9 protein-coding genes and 1 CRISPR repeat array are annotated in these 16,266 nt (G+C 67.4%); of the genes, 1 reads left to right on the forward strand and 8 read right to left on the reverse strand.

What is annotated here, in order from left to right:
• Positions 1–77: 77 nt before the first annotated feature.
• Both AB0I59_RS24195 and AB0I59_RS24200 read right to left on the reverse strand, forming a co-directional pair.
• Positions 78–554, reverse strand: coding sequence for a GntR family transcriptional regulator (locus AB0I59_RS24195; RefSeq protein ID WP_358136205.1), 477 nt, complete (start codon positions 552–554; stop codon positions 78–80).
• The gene (locus AB0I59_RS24200; RefSeq protein WP_358136208.1) at positions 541–882 is read right to left on the reverse strand and encodes a hypothetical protein; all 342 of its coding nucleotides are present in this window, start codon (positions 880–882) and stop codon (positions 541–543) included. The genes AB0I59_RS24195 and AB0I59_RS24200 overlap by 14 nt, the downstream gene beginning before the upstream one ends.
• A gap of 163 nt (positions 883–1,045) precedes the next feature.
• On the opposite strand from AB0I59_RS24200, the gene AB0I59_RS24205 reads away from it, so the two are divergent.
• Positions 1,046–1,777, forward strand: a complete 732-nt coding sequence (locus AB0I59_RS24205) for a phospholipase D-like domain-containing protein (RefSeq protein ID WP_358136211.1) — start codon at positions 1,046–1,048, stop codon at positions 1,775–1,777.
• A 217-nt stretch (positions 1,778–1,994) separates the two neighbouring features.
• Here AB0I59_RS24205 and AB0I59_RS24210 read toward each other — a convergent pair whose 3' ends face one another.
• The 6 genes from AB0I59_RS24210 to cas3g form a co-directional block, all read right to left on the reverse strand.
• Positions 1,995–3,923, reverse strand: a complete 1,929-nt coding sequence (locus AB0I59_RS24210; protein WP_358136213.1) for a hypothetical protein — start codon at positions 3,921–3,923, stop codon at positions 1,995–1,997.
• A gap of 1,348 nt (positions 3,924–5,271) precedes the next feature.
• Positions 5,272–6,434 (reverse strand): IS3 family transposase gene (locus tag AB0I59_RS24215; RefSeq protein WP_358136245.1). Its coding sequence is split into 2 segments (ribosomal slippage): positions 5,272–6,167 and positions 6,167–6,434, totalling 1,164 coding nucleotides; the frame shifts between segments, so codons are not numbered across the junction.
• Between the two features lie 708 nt (positions 6,435–7,142).
• Positions 7,143–7,541: direct repeats of the CRISPR family, unit length 34 nt; unit sequence GCAATGGAGACCCTCGCCGAAGCGGGGGTGAAAC.
• 207 nt (positions 7,542–7,748) lie between these two features.
• Entirely contained in the window at positions 7,749–9,170 is a 1,422-nt protein-coding gene (gene csb2, locus AB0I59_RS24220; RefSeq protein ID WP_358136216.1) for a type I-G CRISPR-associated protein Csb2, read from the reverse strand.
• 1 nt (position 9,171) lies between these two features.
• Positions 9,172–10,101, reverse strand: coding sequence for a type I-G CRISPR-associated RAMP protein Csb1/Cas7g (gene cas7g, locus AB0I59_RS24225; protein WP_358136218.1), 930 nt, complete (start codon positions 10,099–10,101; stop codon positions 9,172–9,174).
• The gene (gene cas8g1 / locus AB0I59_RS24230; protein WP_358136220.1) at positions 10,098–12,296 is read right to left on the reverse strand and encodes a type I-G CRISPR-associated protein Cas8g1/Csx17; all 2,199 of its coding nucleotides are present in this window, start codon (positions 12,294–12,296) and stop codon (positions 10,098–10,100) included. Before cas8g1 ends, cas7g begins: the two co-directional genes overlap by 4 nt.
• Positions 12,293–14,737 (reverse strand): type I-G CRISPR-associated helicase/endonuclease Cas3g, encoded by a 2,445-nt coding sequence (gene cas3g, locus AB0I59_RS24235; RefSeq protein ID WP_358136222.1) that lies wholly within the window; start codon positions 14,735–14,737, stop codon positions 12,293–12,295. The genes cas8g1 and cas3g overlap by 4 nt, the downstream gene beginning before the upstream one ends.
• Between the last annotated feature and the right edge of the window lie 1,529 nt (positions 14,738–16,266).

Here is a 16,266-nt window from a genome sequence, read left to right on the forward strand (position 1 = left end):
CCCCGACAATAGGCACCAAACCCCCGAACACGCCTAGAGCGTCCGGTGAGACGTCCTAGGACGTCTCACCCTGAACGTCACTGCGAGGAGCGCACGAACCGGCCCTTGCCATGCCGGGACACGATCAGCCCCTCGCTCTCCAACTCCGCGAACGCCTGCCGGACCGTGCTCCGGGCCGCGGAGAACAGCCAGCGAAGTTCGGCCTCACTGGGAAGGGCGTCGCCCGGCCCGAGTTCGCCCCGCTCGATCCGGCCGCGCAAGCTCTTCGCGATCTCCTGATAGCGATACGAGACCTCGGCCTCCTGAGCGGCAGGCCGTACGATCCGTCCCTTGGACGGGACCGTGAGGATCAACCCGCCCTCCTCCAGGGCCGTCAACGCCCGACGGACCGTGTTCCGCGCCACGTAGAACTCTGCCGACAGGACCGCCTCTGACGGCAGTGTCGAGCCGGGCGCGTACTCGCCGGAGGTGATGCGGTGGCGAAGCCGTTCGGCGATCTGGGCGTAGACGCGCCAGCCGGTCAGCGGCTTTGCGGGCCGGTCAGGAGTGCGCACCGATGACCTTGTCCAGGTCGAAGCCGATCTCACCCTGTTCCCCCTCGCGCCAGCCCTCTTGCGCGGCCTGCTCGATCCGATCGGCCGCCGGCGCAAGGCGCAGGCATGACACCCGCTCGTCGCTTTGGTCGCCCCAGTAGAACCACAGGAACGCCAGGTGGACGAAGACCCGGCGGGGGCGAAATCGGCTGTCCGGCACGTCCAGCGCGGGGCGTCCGTTCTGGTCGACGAGCAGGACCGTGACGATGCCCCTCCGCTTGAGTTCGGCGCGCAGCTCCTCTAACAGCTGTTGCTGGTAGGCGCGCTGCTGAATCTTGATCACGTTCACGATGGGTGACGCTCCTTCGGCTTGGAGATGGGTGGCTGTGGCCGCTTCCCTGCCGATGAGCTTCCGTCACGGTCCGGAATCTCTACACCACGACTAGGGGACGTCTAGGGACGTCTCGTGTTAGCGTCGCGCGCAGAGCCGATCTCTCAGGAGGCACGCCCCCATGAGTGAGAACCTTCGCCGCGCCCTCGCCGCCGCCAGGCTCCAGGCCGTCGACGTCGCCGCCGCTCTCGCCGTCGACCCCAAGACCGTGAACCGCTGGCTGAAAGGCCGCACCCCCTACCCACGCCACCGCTGGGCCCTCGCCGATCTCCTCCAGGTCGACGAGGCTGAGCTATGGCCCGAAGTCGCGTCAGGCCGGCCGATCTCCGACGACGTGCGAGCGGTCTATCCGCACCGCTGGGCCGTGCCGCACTCCGTCTGGCAGCGGCTCTTCGCGAGAGCTGAGAAGAGGATCGACATCCTGACCTACAGCGGCCTGTTCCTCGCCGAGGACGCGGGCATGGTTCGCTTGCTGGGCGAGCGAGCTCGCGCAGGCGTCCAGGTCCGGATCCTGCTCGGCGATCCAGACAGCCCCGAGGTAGCCGCCCGAGGGCAAGACGAGGGGATCGGCCCCGACGTCATGGCAGCCAGGATCAGAAACGCTGTTGCGCTCTATCGCCAGCTCCAGGACATCGAAGGGGTCGAGATCCGGCTACATCGAACCGTGCTCTACAACTCGATCTACCGCGCCGACGACGATCTTCTCGTCAACATCCACGCCTACGGCACCCCAGCCGCACAGGCCCCGGTCATCCACGTGCGAGTCACCGAGGACGAGGGCACCGCAGCGGTCTACCTCGCCAGCCTCGAACGTGTCTGGATAACCGCAGAGCCAGTCGAGAGCAGGACCTAAGCCGATCCACCCAAGTGTCTAGTCCCACCACATGCTTGACGGATCCGTCCCAGCACATGCACGACAGCCGGCCTTGGTTGCTCAGTCGTCCTGGTTACAGTCGGTGGCACCTGAGCGGCCGTGGGCGCACTCACATGCCGAGAAGAGCGCGCTCCTCCGCATCGAAATTCTGCGATCACGGGGGAGTTAGGGACGCGAAACCGTCAGTGAAAAATGATCACGGCCCGGTGCCATACGCCGCGCCTGAATGATTCTGTGCAGCGATCCGCGCACGCCAGAAGCTTGCGGCATCCTGGCCATCCTGCATTGCGACGAACTCGTCCGTTCTGATCGCCAGAGCTGCGGCGGGTGGTGTGCCTTCGACGAAAGACTCGAGACCACGGTTGAGAGCGCTGCCGCCGAGGAAGTCGGCAAACTCACGGACGGACTGCACCACCGTGAAGCTCGCGGGGTTTCCGTGGACCAATGCGTTGCGAACGCGGCGGCGGCGCGCTTCGAGCACTTCGCCCTCGGCCGTGTACTCATGGATGAGGGTGCTGTAGGTGGCGTGATCGCCAACGCTCGTGAACATCCGCGCGATCCAGGCGCGCTCATGCTCAAGGCGGCACAGCGACAGGAAGTCATCGGCTCGATCGGCAAGAAGCAGGATCCACGGCTGCTTCGGTCGGCTGGAAAGCCATTCACTCGTGAGCTCGGTGAGCAACTCATCGCGCCGACCACCGCCGAGTAGGCACATCCCCGCTGCGCGCCGAAGATCCGTGAGCCATCGGGCATGCGGCCAGCGCTCCCCGAGCAGTGCGAAGAGATCGTTCGGGTCCATGGCCGCGTGTGCAGCGATGTGCTGCGCCACTCGGTCCGAGAGTGGGATCACGCTGCTGATGTCGGCTTCCGACGGCTTCCGCAGCGCCATATCGCGGCTGAAAGGGTGATCGGCTGTTGTCTGCACTTCGATGGCCGCAGCCAGGAACCTGGGGAGTTCTGCTCGGGCAAGTGCCTCGGCGATCCGCGGTCCATGTTGTTCGATCGCCTCAGCGGTAATCCCAGCTCCGTAGTAGTCGTCGGGAAAACCGGTCTCACGCCAAACGGCCAAGAAGCCGGCGGAGCCGGGTTTCCCCGAGCGAATGACGGCGTGCTGAGCTAGCCGCGGACGGATCCCGCCAGCGTTGTGTATCGACACATTCAGGATGGTGTCCACGATGTCGACGGCGCGCAAGACTGCACCAGCAGCCGTCGTGTTGCCGAGGTCGACGCGCACAAGGATGTCGACGTCGGACTCCTCGTCGACCATCTTCGCAACCTTGAACATAAGGCCGTCCCGGACCAGCTCCGAGAGCTCTGCCTTGTGGGCGAAGTCCTGCCTGCCAGGCTCAGCGTTCGGAACGGCCCAATGCGCGTCGAGGAAGGACACACGCCCGGCAGAGAGATGAAGATGAATACGTCCTTGGTAGCCCAACCAGACGACGATCGGTTCGACCTGGGCGGGTGTGCCGACGAAGGTGCGCGCGTTCATCAGCCGCTGATCGAGGGGCACGTCCTTCTCGCCGATGGGGATATCGTTAGGGTCGCGGCCGAAGGCCACGATCGACACGAGATCGCGGAAGGCTCCCTCCGCGCTGAGACCCCGCCGCTGCAGCTGCTCGAACAGAAGCTCAGCGATAGGGCGATACTCTCGCCGCGCCAGGGTCCGATCCTGCGCGGTCGCGACCAGATCGTCCCAGCTGGCGCGTGCCGCATCGTCCGAGTCGAGCTCTTCGAGAAGCTCGCGCGCGGTGGAGAGCAGGTTTGTCCAGGCCGCGTCAGTACGAGTGCCGGGCGGCTGGGCGAGCACCGCCGAGGGGCTCGTGGAGAGCTGCAATAGGGCTGCTCGAAATGCGGCGAGCTTCCCTGCGATGTGATTGCTGAGTGTTGCGCCAACCGCGCCTACCGACTCGTCGAGGTCTAACCGGAGAGAGGAGCGGTTGGCGGGCTTCTTCCACGCGTCGGTGCCGCTGGCAAGCTCGACCCACTCGGCGATCTCCTCGACGATGACCGTGAGCGGCAGAACGCTGCTGAGGCCGTGACGGCGGTCGAGCGAGGAGACCAGGGACTTCGGCCAATCGGGATCGTCATCGGACCAGTGGTCGCTGACGTTGTAGTCGATCATCACGGGCGTTCCGATCACACGGGTGTTGCCACGACGATGACACGGCTGTCGTAGCTGTAGTCACCACGGTAGCCACAACCGCACGTCAAGAGGGTCAGCGATTCTCTGCCGACGCTAGAGAGCGCTTCGGACCTGCCGATGGCGTGAAGCCTCGGGAGCGCATCCTGTCTGGTCAGCGCGGGTGGACTCGTGAGTGCGCCTGCGACGCATACGTAGGCTGCGACAACAGCTTCACGGGGCGCGATCGGCGGATCGGCAAGCAAAGCCAAACTGCGAGCTCGGATACCGGCTGGAAAGCCAGTCGCGGCTGTGGGGCGTCACGTTCGCCGAGGTAGACCCAGCCTCTTTGAGATGGTCCGGGCCCGCAACCGAGCAAAGGCGCTCCAGAATCCTGCCACCCGTTCGGGGTCGAGGCAGTCGGTCGTCACACTGGACCACACGACCGCCATGGGCTCGATCCTGACAGGTCACCGGCTCGAGTTTGACGCGCACTGATCTGCCGCGATGTGCGCCCTTATCGCGGACCGTGAGGGCCTCCGCAACGCCTCTTGAGGATCATGTCGAGCATCAGGTGGGACACGACACAGGCTTCACGTCAATGTCGATCCACCCAAGATCGAAAGCAACTTTTCTTCTCGTTATTAAAGCGGCCCGCCTGCGGCGGCCCGCACGCGCGCCGGTCGGCCAGCCGGCCGGGCATGCGGCTCTTCGGCCGGTCCCGGCCGTCGCCGCCCGCGCGCTCCAGGAACGCCGAGATAGACACCGTAGACAAGCGAAACCCATCGGAACGAGAACGACGACCAGGGCGAGGCGGCTCGGCCTTCACGGAAACTGGGAAGAACCGCAAGGGGCTCCGCCCCCTGCACCCCCGACCCTCCTCGGAGATGAGCCGGAAAGGGTGCGGGTGGCCGGGCGGTCATCTCCTCGTCGGTCACCCGAAGGGATGCCAGACCGGCCGCCCAAGGTCAAGCCGTCGAGTGCGGGTAGGCCAACCAGCAGGCGCGGAAGGTCACCGGGAGGAATGTACACGCGAACGACGTCTTGACCCCAGGCGTCCGGCCCGGCTCGGCTACGCCTGCCCGACGAGGAGATGACCACAACCTCCGGCATCATCTAGATGATCATTGCGACATCCAATCTGGAGGTTCGGTCGAGGTGGCACGTCGCCATGCTTTCGTGGTCTGTGACGGGTTCTGCTGACACGCCCTTCGATGGGCTGAGGCGCCAGCATTGACGAGATCGGGAAGCTCCCCTTTCTAGGGCGATGCCGAGTCCTCGCAGGATCGACCAGATCGCTTCGTCTGTGATCGTGGGGTTGCTCCGGTTTGACGGACACCGCTGATGTGGTGGATCAGGCCGCGAGGGCCTCGTAGGCGGCGGGACTACGGTAACCAAGGCTGCTGTGGATCCGGTGCAGGTTGTACCAGCTCTCGATGAACTCGAAGATCGAACTGTGGGCGGCAGCCCGGGTCGGCCAGACCTGCCCGTCCAGCAGTTCTCCCTTCAACGTCGCGAAGAACGACTCGGCCAGCGCGTTGTCCCAGCACTGCCCCCTGCGCCCGACCGAGAGCCGCACCCCCAACTCCCGGGCAAGCTGGGCGTAGGAGCCGCTGGTGTATTGACAGCCGCGGTCCGAGTGAAAGATCACCTCTCCTTGCGGGCGCCGTTGCCGGCACGCGGCCCGCAGGGCGTCGGCAACCAGTTCGGTGCGTAGGTGGTCGGCGGTGGCCCAGCCGACCACGCGGCGCGAGGCGATGTCGATGACCGTGGCCAGATACAGCCAGCCCTCGCCGGTGGGGATGTAGGTGATGTCGCCGCACCAGCGGGTGTCGAGTGCGGCCGGATCGGGCTGGAAGTCCCGCCCGATGAGGTCGGGCTGTCCATCGGCGGCGGGGTCGGGGATCGTGGTCAGTGGGCGGCGGCGTCGGTGACGGCCTTCCAGGCTGGCCTGGCGCATGAGCCGGGCCACCCGCCGACGGCCGCACCGCCGGCCCTCGCCGTGCAGGACGGCGTGGATGCGGGGCGCGCCGTAGGTGCCGCGGGAGTGGCGGTGGACCTCGGTGATGCGCTCGGTGAGCGCCGCATCCGCGACCGCGCGGGGACCGGGAAGTGCCCGGCGGCGGGCGTAGAAGGCGGCACGGGAGACTTCCAGCAGCTCACACGCCCGTTTGACGTTGTGGCCGCCCTGCTTCTCCGCCTCGATGAACGGGTGCACGTTCACCGGGTCTCCCGCACGAAGAAAGCCGTGGCTCGCTTGAGGATGTCGACGTCCTCGCGCAGTCTGCGGTTCTCTCGCCGCAGCGCGGCCAGCTCTTCCCGTTCGCTGCTGGTCAGGCCGTCACGCCGACCGTCATCGACCTCGGCTTGGCGGACCCAATCTCGTACGGCGGTCTCGGTGAGATCGAAGTCTTTGGCGACCTGGCCGACCGAGCGGTCCCCGCGCTGGCACAGCTCGACGATCTCGGCTTTGAACTCGGGGGTGAACGAGCGTCGAGGACGGGGCTTCTTCCTCATGTTCTCCATGACGGACATCCTTCCGGGGTGAACCCCTGATCTCGGGTGTCCGTCAAACCGAATCAAGCCCATCGCAGTTTCGGTCAGCATCACTCCCTTGACGAGACTGCTTCTGGCCAGGTCAGGTAGGTAGGCGTCTGGGTTGGTCTCCCGACGCCCCACCTCAGCCACCTGCCCGACAGATTGTTTATCGAAGAGGCGAGGGCGGGCAGTTAGGCGACCGGATTCGCCTCGGCCAGCCGCTCATACACCTCTGGTCATTTTGCCGCAATGGAGACTCTCGCCGAAGCGGGAGTGGAACTCTCGACGGTCTGGAACAACGGCATCGTCAAGGTGTGGCCGCAATGGAGACCCTCGCCGAAGCGGGGGTGAAACTCGGAGGAGGCCGCGACCAGCCTCGCCCGGATGATGCCGCAATGGAGACCCGCGCTGAAGCGGGGGTGAAACCATACGTATCTCCATCGTCCGTCCGTGTGATTAACTGTGCCGCAATGGAGACCCGCGCTGAAGCGGGGGTGAAACCGACGTCCCTGGCGTTCTCCGACCTGGACGCGGGCGCGCTGCAATGGAGACCCTCGCCGAAGCGGGGGTGAAACGGTCAGGCCCCGGCGCCGATGGACGCGGCCAGGGTGCCGCAATGGAGACCCCACCGAAGCGGGGGTGAAACACCGTGAAGCTGATGACGCAGATCGCGAAGGAAGTCGCGCCGCAATGGAGACCCTCGCCGAAGCGGGGGTGAAACCTGCACCCTGGGCGTCGTCTTCGACGTCATCGGCAAGCTGCAATGGAGACCCTCGCCGAAGCGGGGGTGAAACGGTGGCTCGTCCACCTCCGGAGCGGCTAACTCCGGGCCGCAATGGAGACCCTCGCCGAAGCGGGGGTGAAACAGCACGACACGTCCACCGGTGAGTTCACCATCAGCAGGCCGCAATGGAGACCCTCGCCGAAGCGGGGGTGAAACTCCGGCGCTAGCGACGACCGGACGGGCCCTTGATCAGGCCACAATGGAGACCCTCGCCGAAGCGGGGGTGAAACGACGGGTGCGCCCCGTCTTGGAACCACTGCTCACCGCCGCAATGGAGACCCTCGCCGAAGCGGAGGTGAAACGCTTCGCAAGCTGCGGAAATAACTGAAGGTATGCGCCATGACACACCACCACAGGGCGATTTATGCCCGAAACGGATCGTTTGTGGTTCGGAACCTCTCAGGGAAACCATGAGAGCTTGAGGTTCCGAACCACTTCGGCACGGTCACAGAACACGGCTCGGGGGCAGAGCAGCGGTATGCAGTTGTCAAGCAGCCCGGCCTGGCCAGTCAGTCGATCGCTTCGAAAAGACCCAGGCCGAAATGGGAGAGGTGTCCGAGCGCGATCGGGCCACTGAGCGGTTCGGGGAACTCCAGCTCAATCGCGTGACCGCTGCGTGACCCGGTGGCCTTCTTGTCGCGCCATCTGCGACGGATGAATCCGACGAACGCCGGGTTGAACCTCTCCACGACGCTCATACCGTCGGCCGACCCGTCGCGATAGCCCAGTTCGCGTACCACCTCCTCGTGCAGGTAACCCTCAGGGCTCTTACTGCGCTTGCGGTGGCGGGACGGCACGAACGGAGTAACGGACCGCCAACGGCGGGCGAGACGGGTCCACTCCTCCGGGAGCAGGTCGTCGCCTCCGGAGGCGGTGAGAAGGACCCGTAGGTCGCGTGGCCCTGTCACCCCGTCCGGTACGCCGACGCTGCGCCGGCCGAGAATGTCCAGCACCTCGACCTCGCGTGCGGTCAGGCCGCCCGGCGCCCAGATGACGATCTCGTCGATGCGCCCATCCCCATCGGAGTCGTAGGGCAGGAAGTGGCCGTGCCGGTGCGCGTCGGCGAGTGGCCTGCCGTCGGCGGACTTCCCGGCCAGCAGGCTGTCGAATGCGCTGCCCTGCCGGGTGAGGATCTTGATGCATCCACCGCGTAGCGCGTCCATCAGCGGAACCGCGTGGGCGAGGCGGGGTTGCCGGATTCCGCTGATAGTCAGCCGTACCACGGTGACTGCCGAGTCCGTCTGTGTGACCGCCTGGAGCGGCTGAGACGGCGCGGGTACCGCGTAGGTGATCTTCCGCGTGCTGCTGGGGTAGAGAAGTTTGGCGGCGCGGACGTCGACTGGGCGTTGGATCAGCGTGTCCAGGTCGAGCGGCAGTTCTGGGCAGAGGACTTCCGTCGGCTGGTGGCTGCGGCCGAGGGCATCGTCGTCCAGGCCGATCGGCTCGGCGTACTGGTGTCGGACCTCGGGCGGCACCTGGTCGAACACCTGCACCTCGCAGGTGGACTCGGCCCGACCGATGTAGGGGATGGACTTGGCCAGTCGGGCCAGTGCCTCCCGCTGCTCGGGGTCGAGGTCGATGGGCCAAATGGCGTAGATGGTCTGATCGCCGTCCAGGACGGCGAAGGCATCGACGGCCTTGTCCGTGCTGGCCGATCCACTGCGGTGTTTGCTGTCGGGGTAGTAGTGGCGGGAATGCCCGATCCGGTACGGCGGGATCCGGTAGGACGGCGGGGCCGCGAGCGCGCTCAGTAGGGAGTGCACCACACGTTCTTCCAGCTCGGGGGCGCGCAGTTGCCAGGCGGAGTACAGGGCGCGTAGCAGCCGCCACGGCGAGGGCGGGATCTCCACCAGGCCCTCGTTCACGTAGCGTCCCCAGGGGGTGGCGTGGTAGCGGCCCCAGGGGAAGTGCATGGCCAAGACGACGGGCATGTCAGCCCTTCCACAGCACGGTGATCGCCTCCGCGCCGACGCCCTCTGTGGTGATGAGTTCGCCTATGCGGGCCTCCAGTTCGGCCTGCTCGGGAAGTTCCTTCGGCTGCTCGGCCACCTCAAGGTCGCAGGCGGTGCGCAGCCGCAGCCCGCGCGACAGCAGAGTGCGGATCTCCCAGAGCGCGAGCAGCGTCAGCAGCTCGGTCACGCCCGCTCCCAGGCCGTAGGAGCGCAGCAGATCGACATCCACGACGAACATCGCCTTGATGTCGCCGGCGGTCCACTCGATGCGGTGGAAGGGGATGGAGCCGTAGCCTTCGCTGGTTCCGCCTTCGCCTTCGGTGAGCTGGTGGCGTACGTGGTCGGCCTTGCGTCCGCCGCTGATCACTTCTCGGACGTCGTGTGCCTCAATGACGGCGGACACGGCGCGGGTGAACCTGGGCTGGCCAAGCCACGTCTTGTGGCTGAAGAACACGCCGTGCAGCAGACAGAACGGGTCCAGCTCCAGCAGCGCGCGGGCCATCCCGGGATAGTTGAGCGGGGTGTCCTTGACCAGGCCGAGCCGGTCGCGGATGACCTCCAGCATCGGCTGCCCGTCCAGGGTGGAGTCGCGGACGAACGCCGAGGCGAGCCGGTGGGCCTCCTCGCGGGAGGAGGTGAGGTGTTCGTCGGGGTTGTCCCTGCGGTGCACCCGAACATACGGCAGGGCCTCGACCAGGGCGGCCGGGCGGCGGGAGGCGCGGTCCCAGGCGGTGGCCTCCAGCCGGTTGGCCATGGACTGCACCGACTCCACCAGCAGGCTGTCACCGCCCTGGGCGCGGGAGAACTTGGCGGCGCCGATGTCGGGGAAGCTGGTCGGCTGGAAGGTGGAGCCCAGCACGGACTGCAGGTGGGCCGTGTAGCGCAGGCGTGGCTCATCCAGGGGGATCACGCGGGGACTCCTTCGGTGTCGGGGATGGCATGGTCAGTGGTTTCCGCGATGCAGATCCGGGCCAGCGACCGTTCGCGGGTGCGCCGGGTGACGGGGAGCAGCAGGGCGGCGGCCAGCCGGGGGCCGTCGGCGCGGGAGGCGGGCAGCCGGGAGACGCGGGGGCGCAGCCCGGCCATGCGCAGCCGCAGCAGCGCCTCCCGGACCACGGCGTCCACACCTCCCGCGGCCAGGCGGGCGACCCAGCCGGGGCGCGGCGCGAGCCGCAGCGTCTTCAGCGGCTGCTCGCCGCTGCGTGGATCGGGCACCCGTACGGTCAGCTCGCCAGTGCCGAAGAACGGCAGCAGCAGAGACAGGGTCCAGTCCGGCAGGTGCCGTTCACGGCTTGGCCAGGACGTGTCGGTGCCGGGGCCGCAGCCCAGCGCGAGCAGGCCGCGCAGATAGTCGGCGACCACGTCGTCCCGGACATCACGGGCGGCGAACGCGGCCAGCAGGTCGATCGGGAGCCGCTCGCCGTACAGGTAGCCGGTCTGCACACCTCGGGTGGCCTCGTCCCCGCCAGCGCCGGGAGCCGCGTCCTGGGCCTTGATTACTCTGATCCGGTGTGCATCGGTGAGCGCCCGCACCAGGGTGGTGCCGTACAGTTCGACGCCGCAACCGGGCGTGTCCTGCCAGCCCTTGTTCCCGGCCCTGGTCAGCAGCTCCCGGATGCCCGGGCCGGCCGCTTTGGGAGTGTCGCGAAGCCCGGCGAACCCGGCGGCCAGCCACAGTTCCCGCGAGGTGTGATCCAGCGCCGCGAGCCAGTCGGCTCGTCCGTTCGCCGTGTACGGGGCGACCTCCTTGCGCAGTCGCCCGGACTTGCCGACCAGCTCGTGCAACCGGCCGAACTCGATAACGAACCGGGCCAGTGCGGTGCGGCCTTCTCCGGCGGCGACCGCGAACGCCTCGCGTTCCACCTGGCGCAGCGCGGTGGCGATGCCGCTGGGCAGGGTTGTTCTGCGGACCTGCTCCAGCCACCGGTACGGCCCGCGCAACAAGGCTTCCTCGGGCCGCGGTGTCACGGTGATCTTTCCGGCGTGGATGGCGAGCGGGTTCTGCCCGAGCCGTTCGGCGATCACGAACCGGTGGAACGCGGTCAGGCCGCGATCCACGCCGAGTGAGGCCAGCGCCATCGCGAACTCCAGCCCGGAGGTCGCCTGCCGGTGTCGCCACTGCGCCCGGCCCTCGCCGATCAGGTGGGCCACCTCGCCAGCCATGGCGGGCTGATCCCACAGCGGCACCCATTGCTCGCCTTTAACTGGCTCGGCCTCGGCGGCGCTGCCGTGCCCGAGTGGGGTCGAGCGGGTGAAGAACGGCTTGGCCTCGCTCGCGTTGCTGGTCCCGTTGCGGCGTACCGCGGCGCTGGCGAACAGCAGCGTCCCCTCCAGCACCAGGACGAACGACCATGGGTTGGCGAACCCGTCGCCTTTCTCATCAGAGGCCGAGTGGATGCCGCCCGCGCGTCCCGGGTCGTACTGGCCGACGGTGTCGCGCAGGTAGGCCACGTCCTCGCGGCCGAACAGCGCCGCCTCCGCCCACCTGCGGCTCTGGGCAGGCTTGGCTTTGGGCCCCATCAGATGCAGCAGCCGGTCATAGTAGGTGGCCGACAGATCCTGCCGCCCGAAGTTACCTCCCGTACCGGCCAGCGCGTTGAACGCCAGATCATCCAGGGTGAGCGTGACCGCCACATCCAGCCAGGCCAGCGCATCGTCGGGCAGCGTGTTGCGGCACAGCCGGACCACGTCGATCTTGTGGGTTTTGTCCCACAGCTCGTCCTTCTTGCCACCCCAGCCCCGCCGTCGGCCCTCGGCCACCACCTGCCGGCCGACCGTGATCGCTCTGCGCAGCGGCCGGAACCGCTCGTCAGCAAGATCGTGTACGGTCTGCAACGCCTGCTCGGCGCTGCGGCTCTTGCCGTTCCCGGCGAACCCGGAGCCGGAGTTCCACGGCGAGACGATCGGAGCGGGCACATACGTGCGAGCCAGCCAGGCCGGCAGGTCCTCCTCGCTCAGCATCGTGTCCAAGACGGCGACATCGCCGCGCCAGTGCAACCGCGCCCCCGGATCGGCCTGGGCGGAGACCACGCGCAGCAGGCCGAGCGCCTGCAGATAGCCGGCCAGCACATCAGCCCGGCACCCGCGCAGCATGATCTGGTTCATTCGCCCTCCCGGTACCTACGGCTGACCCGCATGTCGGCGATCCGTACCAGCGCTTCCAGGAACGCCAGCCGGAACGGCCCAAGATCCGGGCGGTCCCGCAGCGCCACCGCCCGGGCCGTCCACGAATCCCCCTCCACGGCTCCGATCCGAAGCTCCGCCGCCGACAGCGTGAGCTTGCCGACATACTCTCCCGGCACGGGGGACACCGGAGGCGTCTCATCGCCGTCGGCAACCCCAAGCACCGTCGGTGGCGTTGCGGTGGTCTCCTCCCTGATTGATCGCACGCTGAGGCGGACCTTTCCGTGGTGCGCGGCGGCCAGGTAGATGATCAGGTCGCGTTCCGGCTGCCCGTCCAGCAAGCGGCAGGATCGGTGGGAGAGCATCAACGCGCTGACCAGCTCGTGGCGGAAGTACGGCCGGGAATGCCGAACCTTCCCGCCGGGCGACTTCGCCAGCAGCTCAGTGATCGGACGCTGCCCTGACTTGTGGAGGGTCTCCTGGAACACCTGATGGCACTTGCCCAGATCGTGGTAGCGGCCGGCGAGCGTCGCAGCGGTGATCTGCCCGACGTTCAGCCCCGGCCCACGCACCGCGGCGGCGACGTCGGTCACCTCGTTCTCGACGTCCTGCAAGTGCTGGGTCAGGCTCACCCACGGCTGCCCACGCGAGGACAGCGGATCCTCACCGATCGCATCCTCGCCCGACTCCGACCGGGCAGGCCGCACCGAGGTGAGAACAGTGACCGGATCACGGCTGCCCGGAGCCCAGCCAAGCACCGGGTCGTACCCGCCCCCGGAGGCATCGGCCAGCAGCACCACGCCAGGCACGACATCCTGACGGATCGCGCGCCGCCAGACCCCCTCGACCCGATCCCGCACCCACACCCGCCGCACAGCGCTGTCCCGAGTGGTCAGTTTCCGCACGTCGGCGATTGGTGCCGGGCACAACTCCTGGCGCGACGGCCACGGTTCGTCCTCGCCCGGCTCGCCGCCGGTGGCCGACCAGTCGCGCCACGCCACGAAGACACCGCCGTCGTCGCCGTCGCGGATCCACGGGCTCACGTCGATATCGGCCCCGGTCAGATCCGGCATCGTGTCGAACAACTGGAGCAGGTCACGACGCCGCGCGACCGGATGCAGTTCCTGAGCCTGCTGCACCTGGCGCCGCTGCAAGTGGGTGGAGGTGACCGCCATCCCCTCCAGCTCGCCCAGCGCCTGCGCCGCGGCGTCCACATCCTCCTGCGCGTACGGCGCGGCCGGAGCACGCCCGGCCGGCGGCAGCCCCCAGAGTAACGACGCCACGGGGTACTCCCCGCCGCGATTGCACCGCCCCGCCCGCTGCACGATCGAACTCCACGGCGCGACCTCGGTATAAAGCGTCCGCGACGTGATATCCACGCCGGCTTCCAGGACCTGGGTAGAGATCACGATCCGGCCGACCTGTGGCGGGTCTTCGGTGATCAGGTCCATGAGCGTGCTCCGCTCGGCCGGGCGGAACCGGGAATGGATCAGCACCACATCGGCCTGCGGGTCCGCCTTCCGAACCGCCTCGCACACCGCCGTGGCACGCTCCACCGTGTTCAGCACCGCGATCGTCCGCATCCCCGGCCGATGCTGTGCCAGCAACTCGCGGGCAACCGCGGCCGGATAGCTCTTGGCGTCCGTCGGCAGGGCCAACCGCTGAACGGTCCTGGTCGCGTTCAGCCGCCTCGCCAGGCCACCGGCCCGGTCCTCGGCCGACAACTCGACCGTACGCAACGCCGTGGTGTCATGATCGACCGTGGCTAGGCCGTCCTCGGCCAGCGTCGCCGACATCCACATCGTTCGAGTCGGCGCGACCGTGCCCATCGCGTCACGCAATCCCTGAAGCTGCGCGCTCGTCGGCAACGCCGGCCCGAGCAACTGCGTCTCGTCAAACACCCACTGCGTATCCGCGTGCAGCAGCGCATAGGAGATCGGCCACTTCGCCCGAGCCTCGGCGTATCCACGCATCAACGCACGGCTGAGGATCATGTCCTGCGTCCCGACGAGAACGGCCCGCCTGCCCGGCTCAAGCTGCCAGAGATCGTCCTGCCGATCCGCGCCGCCCATCAACACCTGGAGAACGACCTCGTCCTCACGAGTGGCTTCCTTGAAATTCGGGGATGCGCGCAGGCCGAGGTTGAACAGCCACGTCGCCACTGTGTCCGCGGTCTGCTCGACCAGCGTTCGCAACGGCAGCACGTACACCAGACGGCGAGGAGTCACCTCCGGGAAGACGTCAGTGCGCCACAACCACGGCAACACTGCCGCCACCGTCTTGCCGCCACCGGTCGGCACCCTTAGCAGGTCCGGCAACCCCTCATAAGCAAGCTTCACCTGGTACGGGTACGGAGTAACCTCCTCGCCGACCGCATCCGCGGCGAAGCCGCCGAACTCGGCAGGCTGCTGGTCAGCATGCATAGGGCGCACCTCGCAGATGTAGACAGTCCACGAATCAGGCGAAGAAGCGCACTCTACTGACCGACACCGACAATTCTCGGACGGTTCGTGATATCCCAATAGGATTGCAATCATGTGGGTCGGCTCAGACCCTCGCTCCTCAGACAGTCGCCTCTTGACAAGAAAACACACTGCATAGGCCCGGTCGCAAAGTTCGGAACCACCGGTGCACACGATTTCCCCGTGAGGTTTCGAGGGACGAACAGTCTGTCTATGGCCCAAAGCGGACAGTATCCACTATCAGACTCGGTTACCTTCTGCAGTAACGCCAGGTCGCGAACCGTTCCACCCCGGCCTCGCCGTCGGGCTCCATTGCGGCAGGGTCATTACGCGGGCGACCGCGGTGATCTGGCGGTTACACCCCGGCCTCGCCGCCGGGCTCTATTGCGGCGTCATATCGATCCACGTCGGGTCATCCCGAAGGCGTGTTTCACCCCGGCCTCACGGCCGGGCTCCATTGCGGCGTGCCGATGATGCCGATCAGCCGCTGGGGGATCTGGGTTTACCCCGGCTTCACCGCCGGGCTCCATTGCGGCGCGAGGTCAGCGATCGCCCAGCCGAGGTCGTCGTCGTTCCACCCCGGCCTCGCCGTCAGGCTCCATTGCGGCTGGTTGGCCACCGGCAGGCCGCCGCCCGCCTTGTGCGCTTCACCCCGGCCTCACCGCTGGGCTCCATCGGGGCGCCGGGTGAAACACCCCAGCTTCGGCGAGGGTCTTCATTGCGGCGGCCGGGCGCCCGCCTGCCGTAACGCGGTCTTCTTGAGGTTTCGCCCCCGCTTCGGCGAGGGTCTCCATTGCGGCGACCCGTACAAGGAGCCGATCGTGGAGATCGGCCGTTTCACCCCCCGCTTCGGCGAGGGTCTCCATTGCGGCTTGCTTCCTTGGGGCGCCGGGTCTCCGTAGACCACGGTTTCACCCCCGCTTCGGCGAGGGTCTCATTGCGGCGATCTGCGCGGCGGCGGCCTCCGGGTCACCGGCGACCGTTTCACCCCCGCTTCGGCGAGGGTCTCCATTGCGGCTAGTCCCCGATCAGGGCCGTGCGGTCGCCGGGCCAGCAGTTTCACCCCCGCTTCGGCGAGGGTCTTCATTGCGGCTCCACACCGGGCTCCTCCCGGAGCACTCCGGTGGCGAGTTTCACCTCCGCTTCGGCGAGGGTCTCCATTGCGGCGTGATGCGCTGTCCGCCCGTGTCCACGGGCGCGGCGGTTTCACTCCCGCTTCGGCGAGGGTCTCCATTGCGGCCGCTCGACGATCCCCACATGGTCGATGGCGGCGATGATTTCACCCCGGCCTCACCGCCGAGCCTCATTGCGGCACGCAGCAGCACATCGGGAGCGATTTCGCGAACGTTTCACCCCGACCTCGCCGCCGGGCCTCAGTGCCGGCACCGACGGCTAAGAACTCCTAACAGAATGATCAGCGGACGAGGCGTCGCCAGCAGATGATGGCGGTGGCAAGGGTCATGAATGCCTCGTGCATGTCGTCGCGGATC

Origin of the sequence: Microtetraspora glauca, assembly GCF_040656155.1 — a bacterium.
GTDB lineage: Bacteria > Actinomycetota > Actinomycetes > Streptosporangiales > Streptosporangiaceae > Microtetraspora > Microtetraspora glauca.

Bases quoted from the DNA above. Each gene is read 5' to 3' on its own strand.
- cas3g (WP_358136222.1), bottom strand. From the start codon at position 14,737: ATGCATGCTGACCAGCAGCCTGCCGAGTTCGGCGGCTTCGCCGCGGAT.
- AB0I59_RS24205 (WP_358136211.1), top strand. From the start codon at position 1,046: ATGAGTGAGAACCTTCGCCGCGCCCTCGCCGCCGCCAGGCTCCAGGCC.
- cas8g1 (WP_358136220.1), bottom strand. From the start codon at position 12,296: ATGAACCAGATCATGCTGCGCGGGTGCCGGGCTGATGTGCTGGCCGGC.
- csb2 (WP_358136216.1), bottom strand. From the start codon at position 9,170: ATGCCCGTCGTCTTGGCCATGCACTTCCCCTGGGGCCGCTACCACGCC.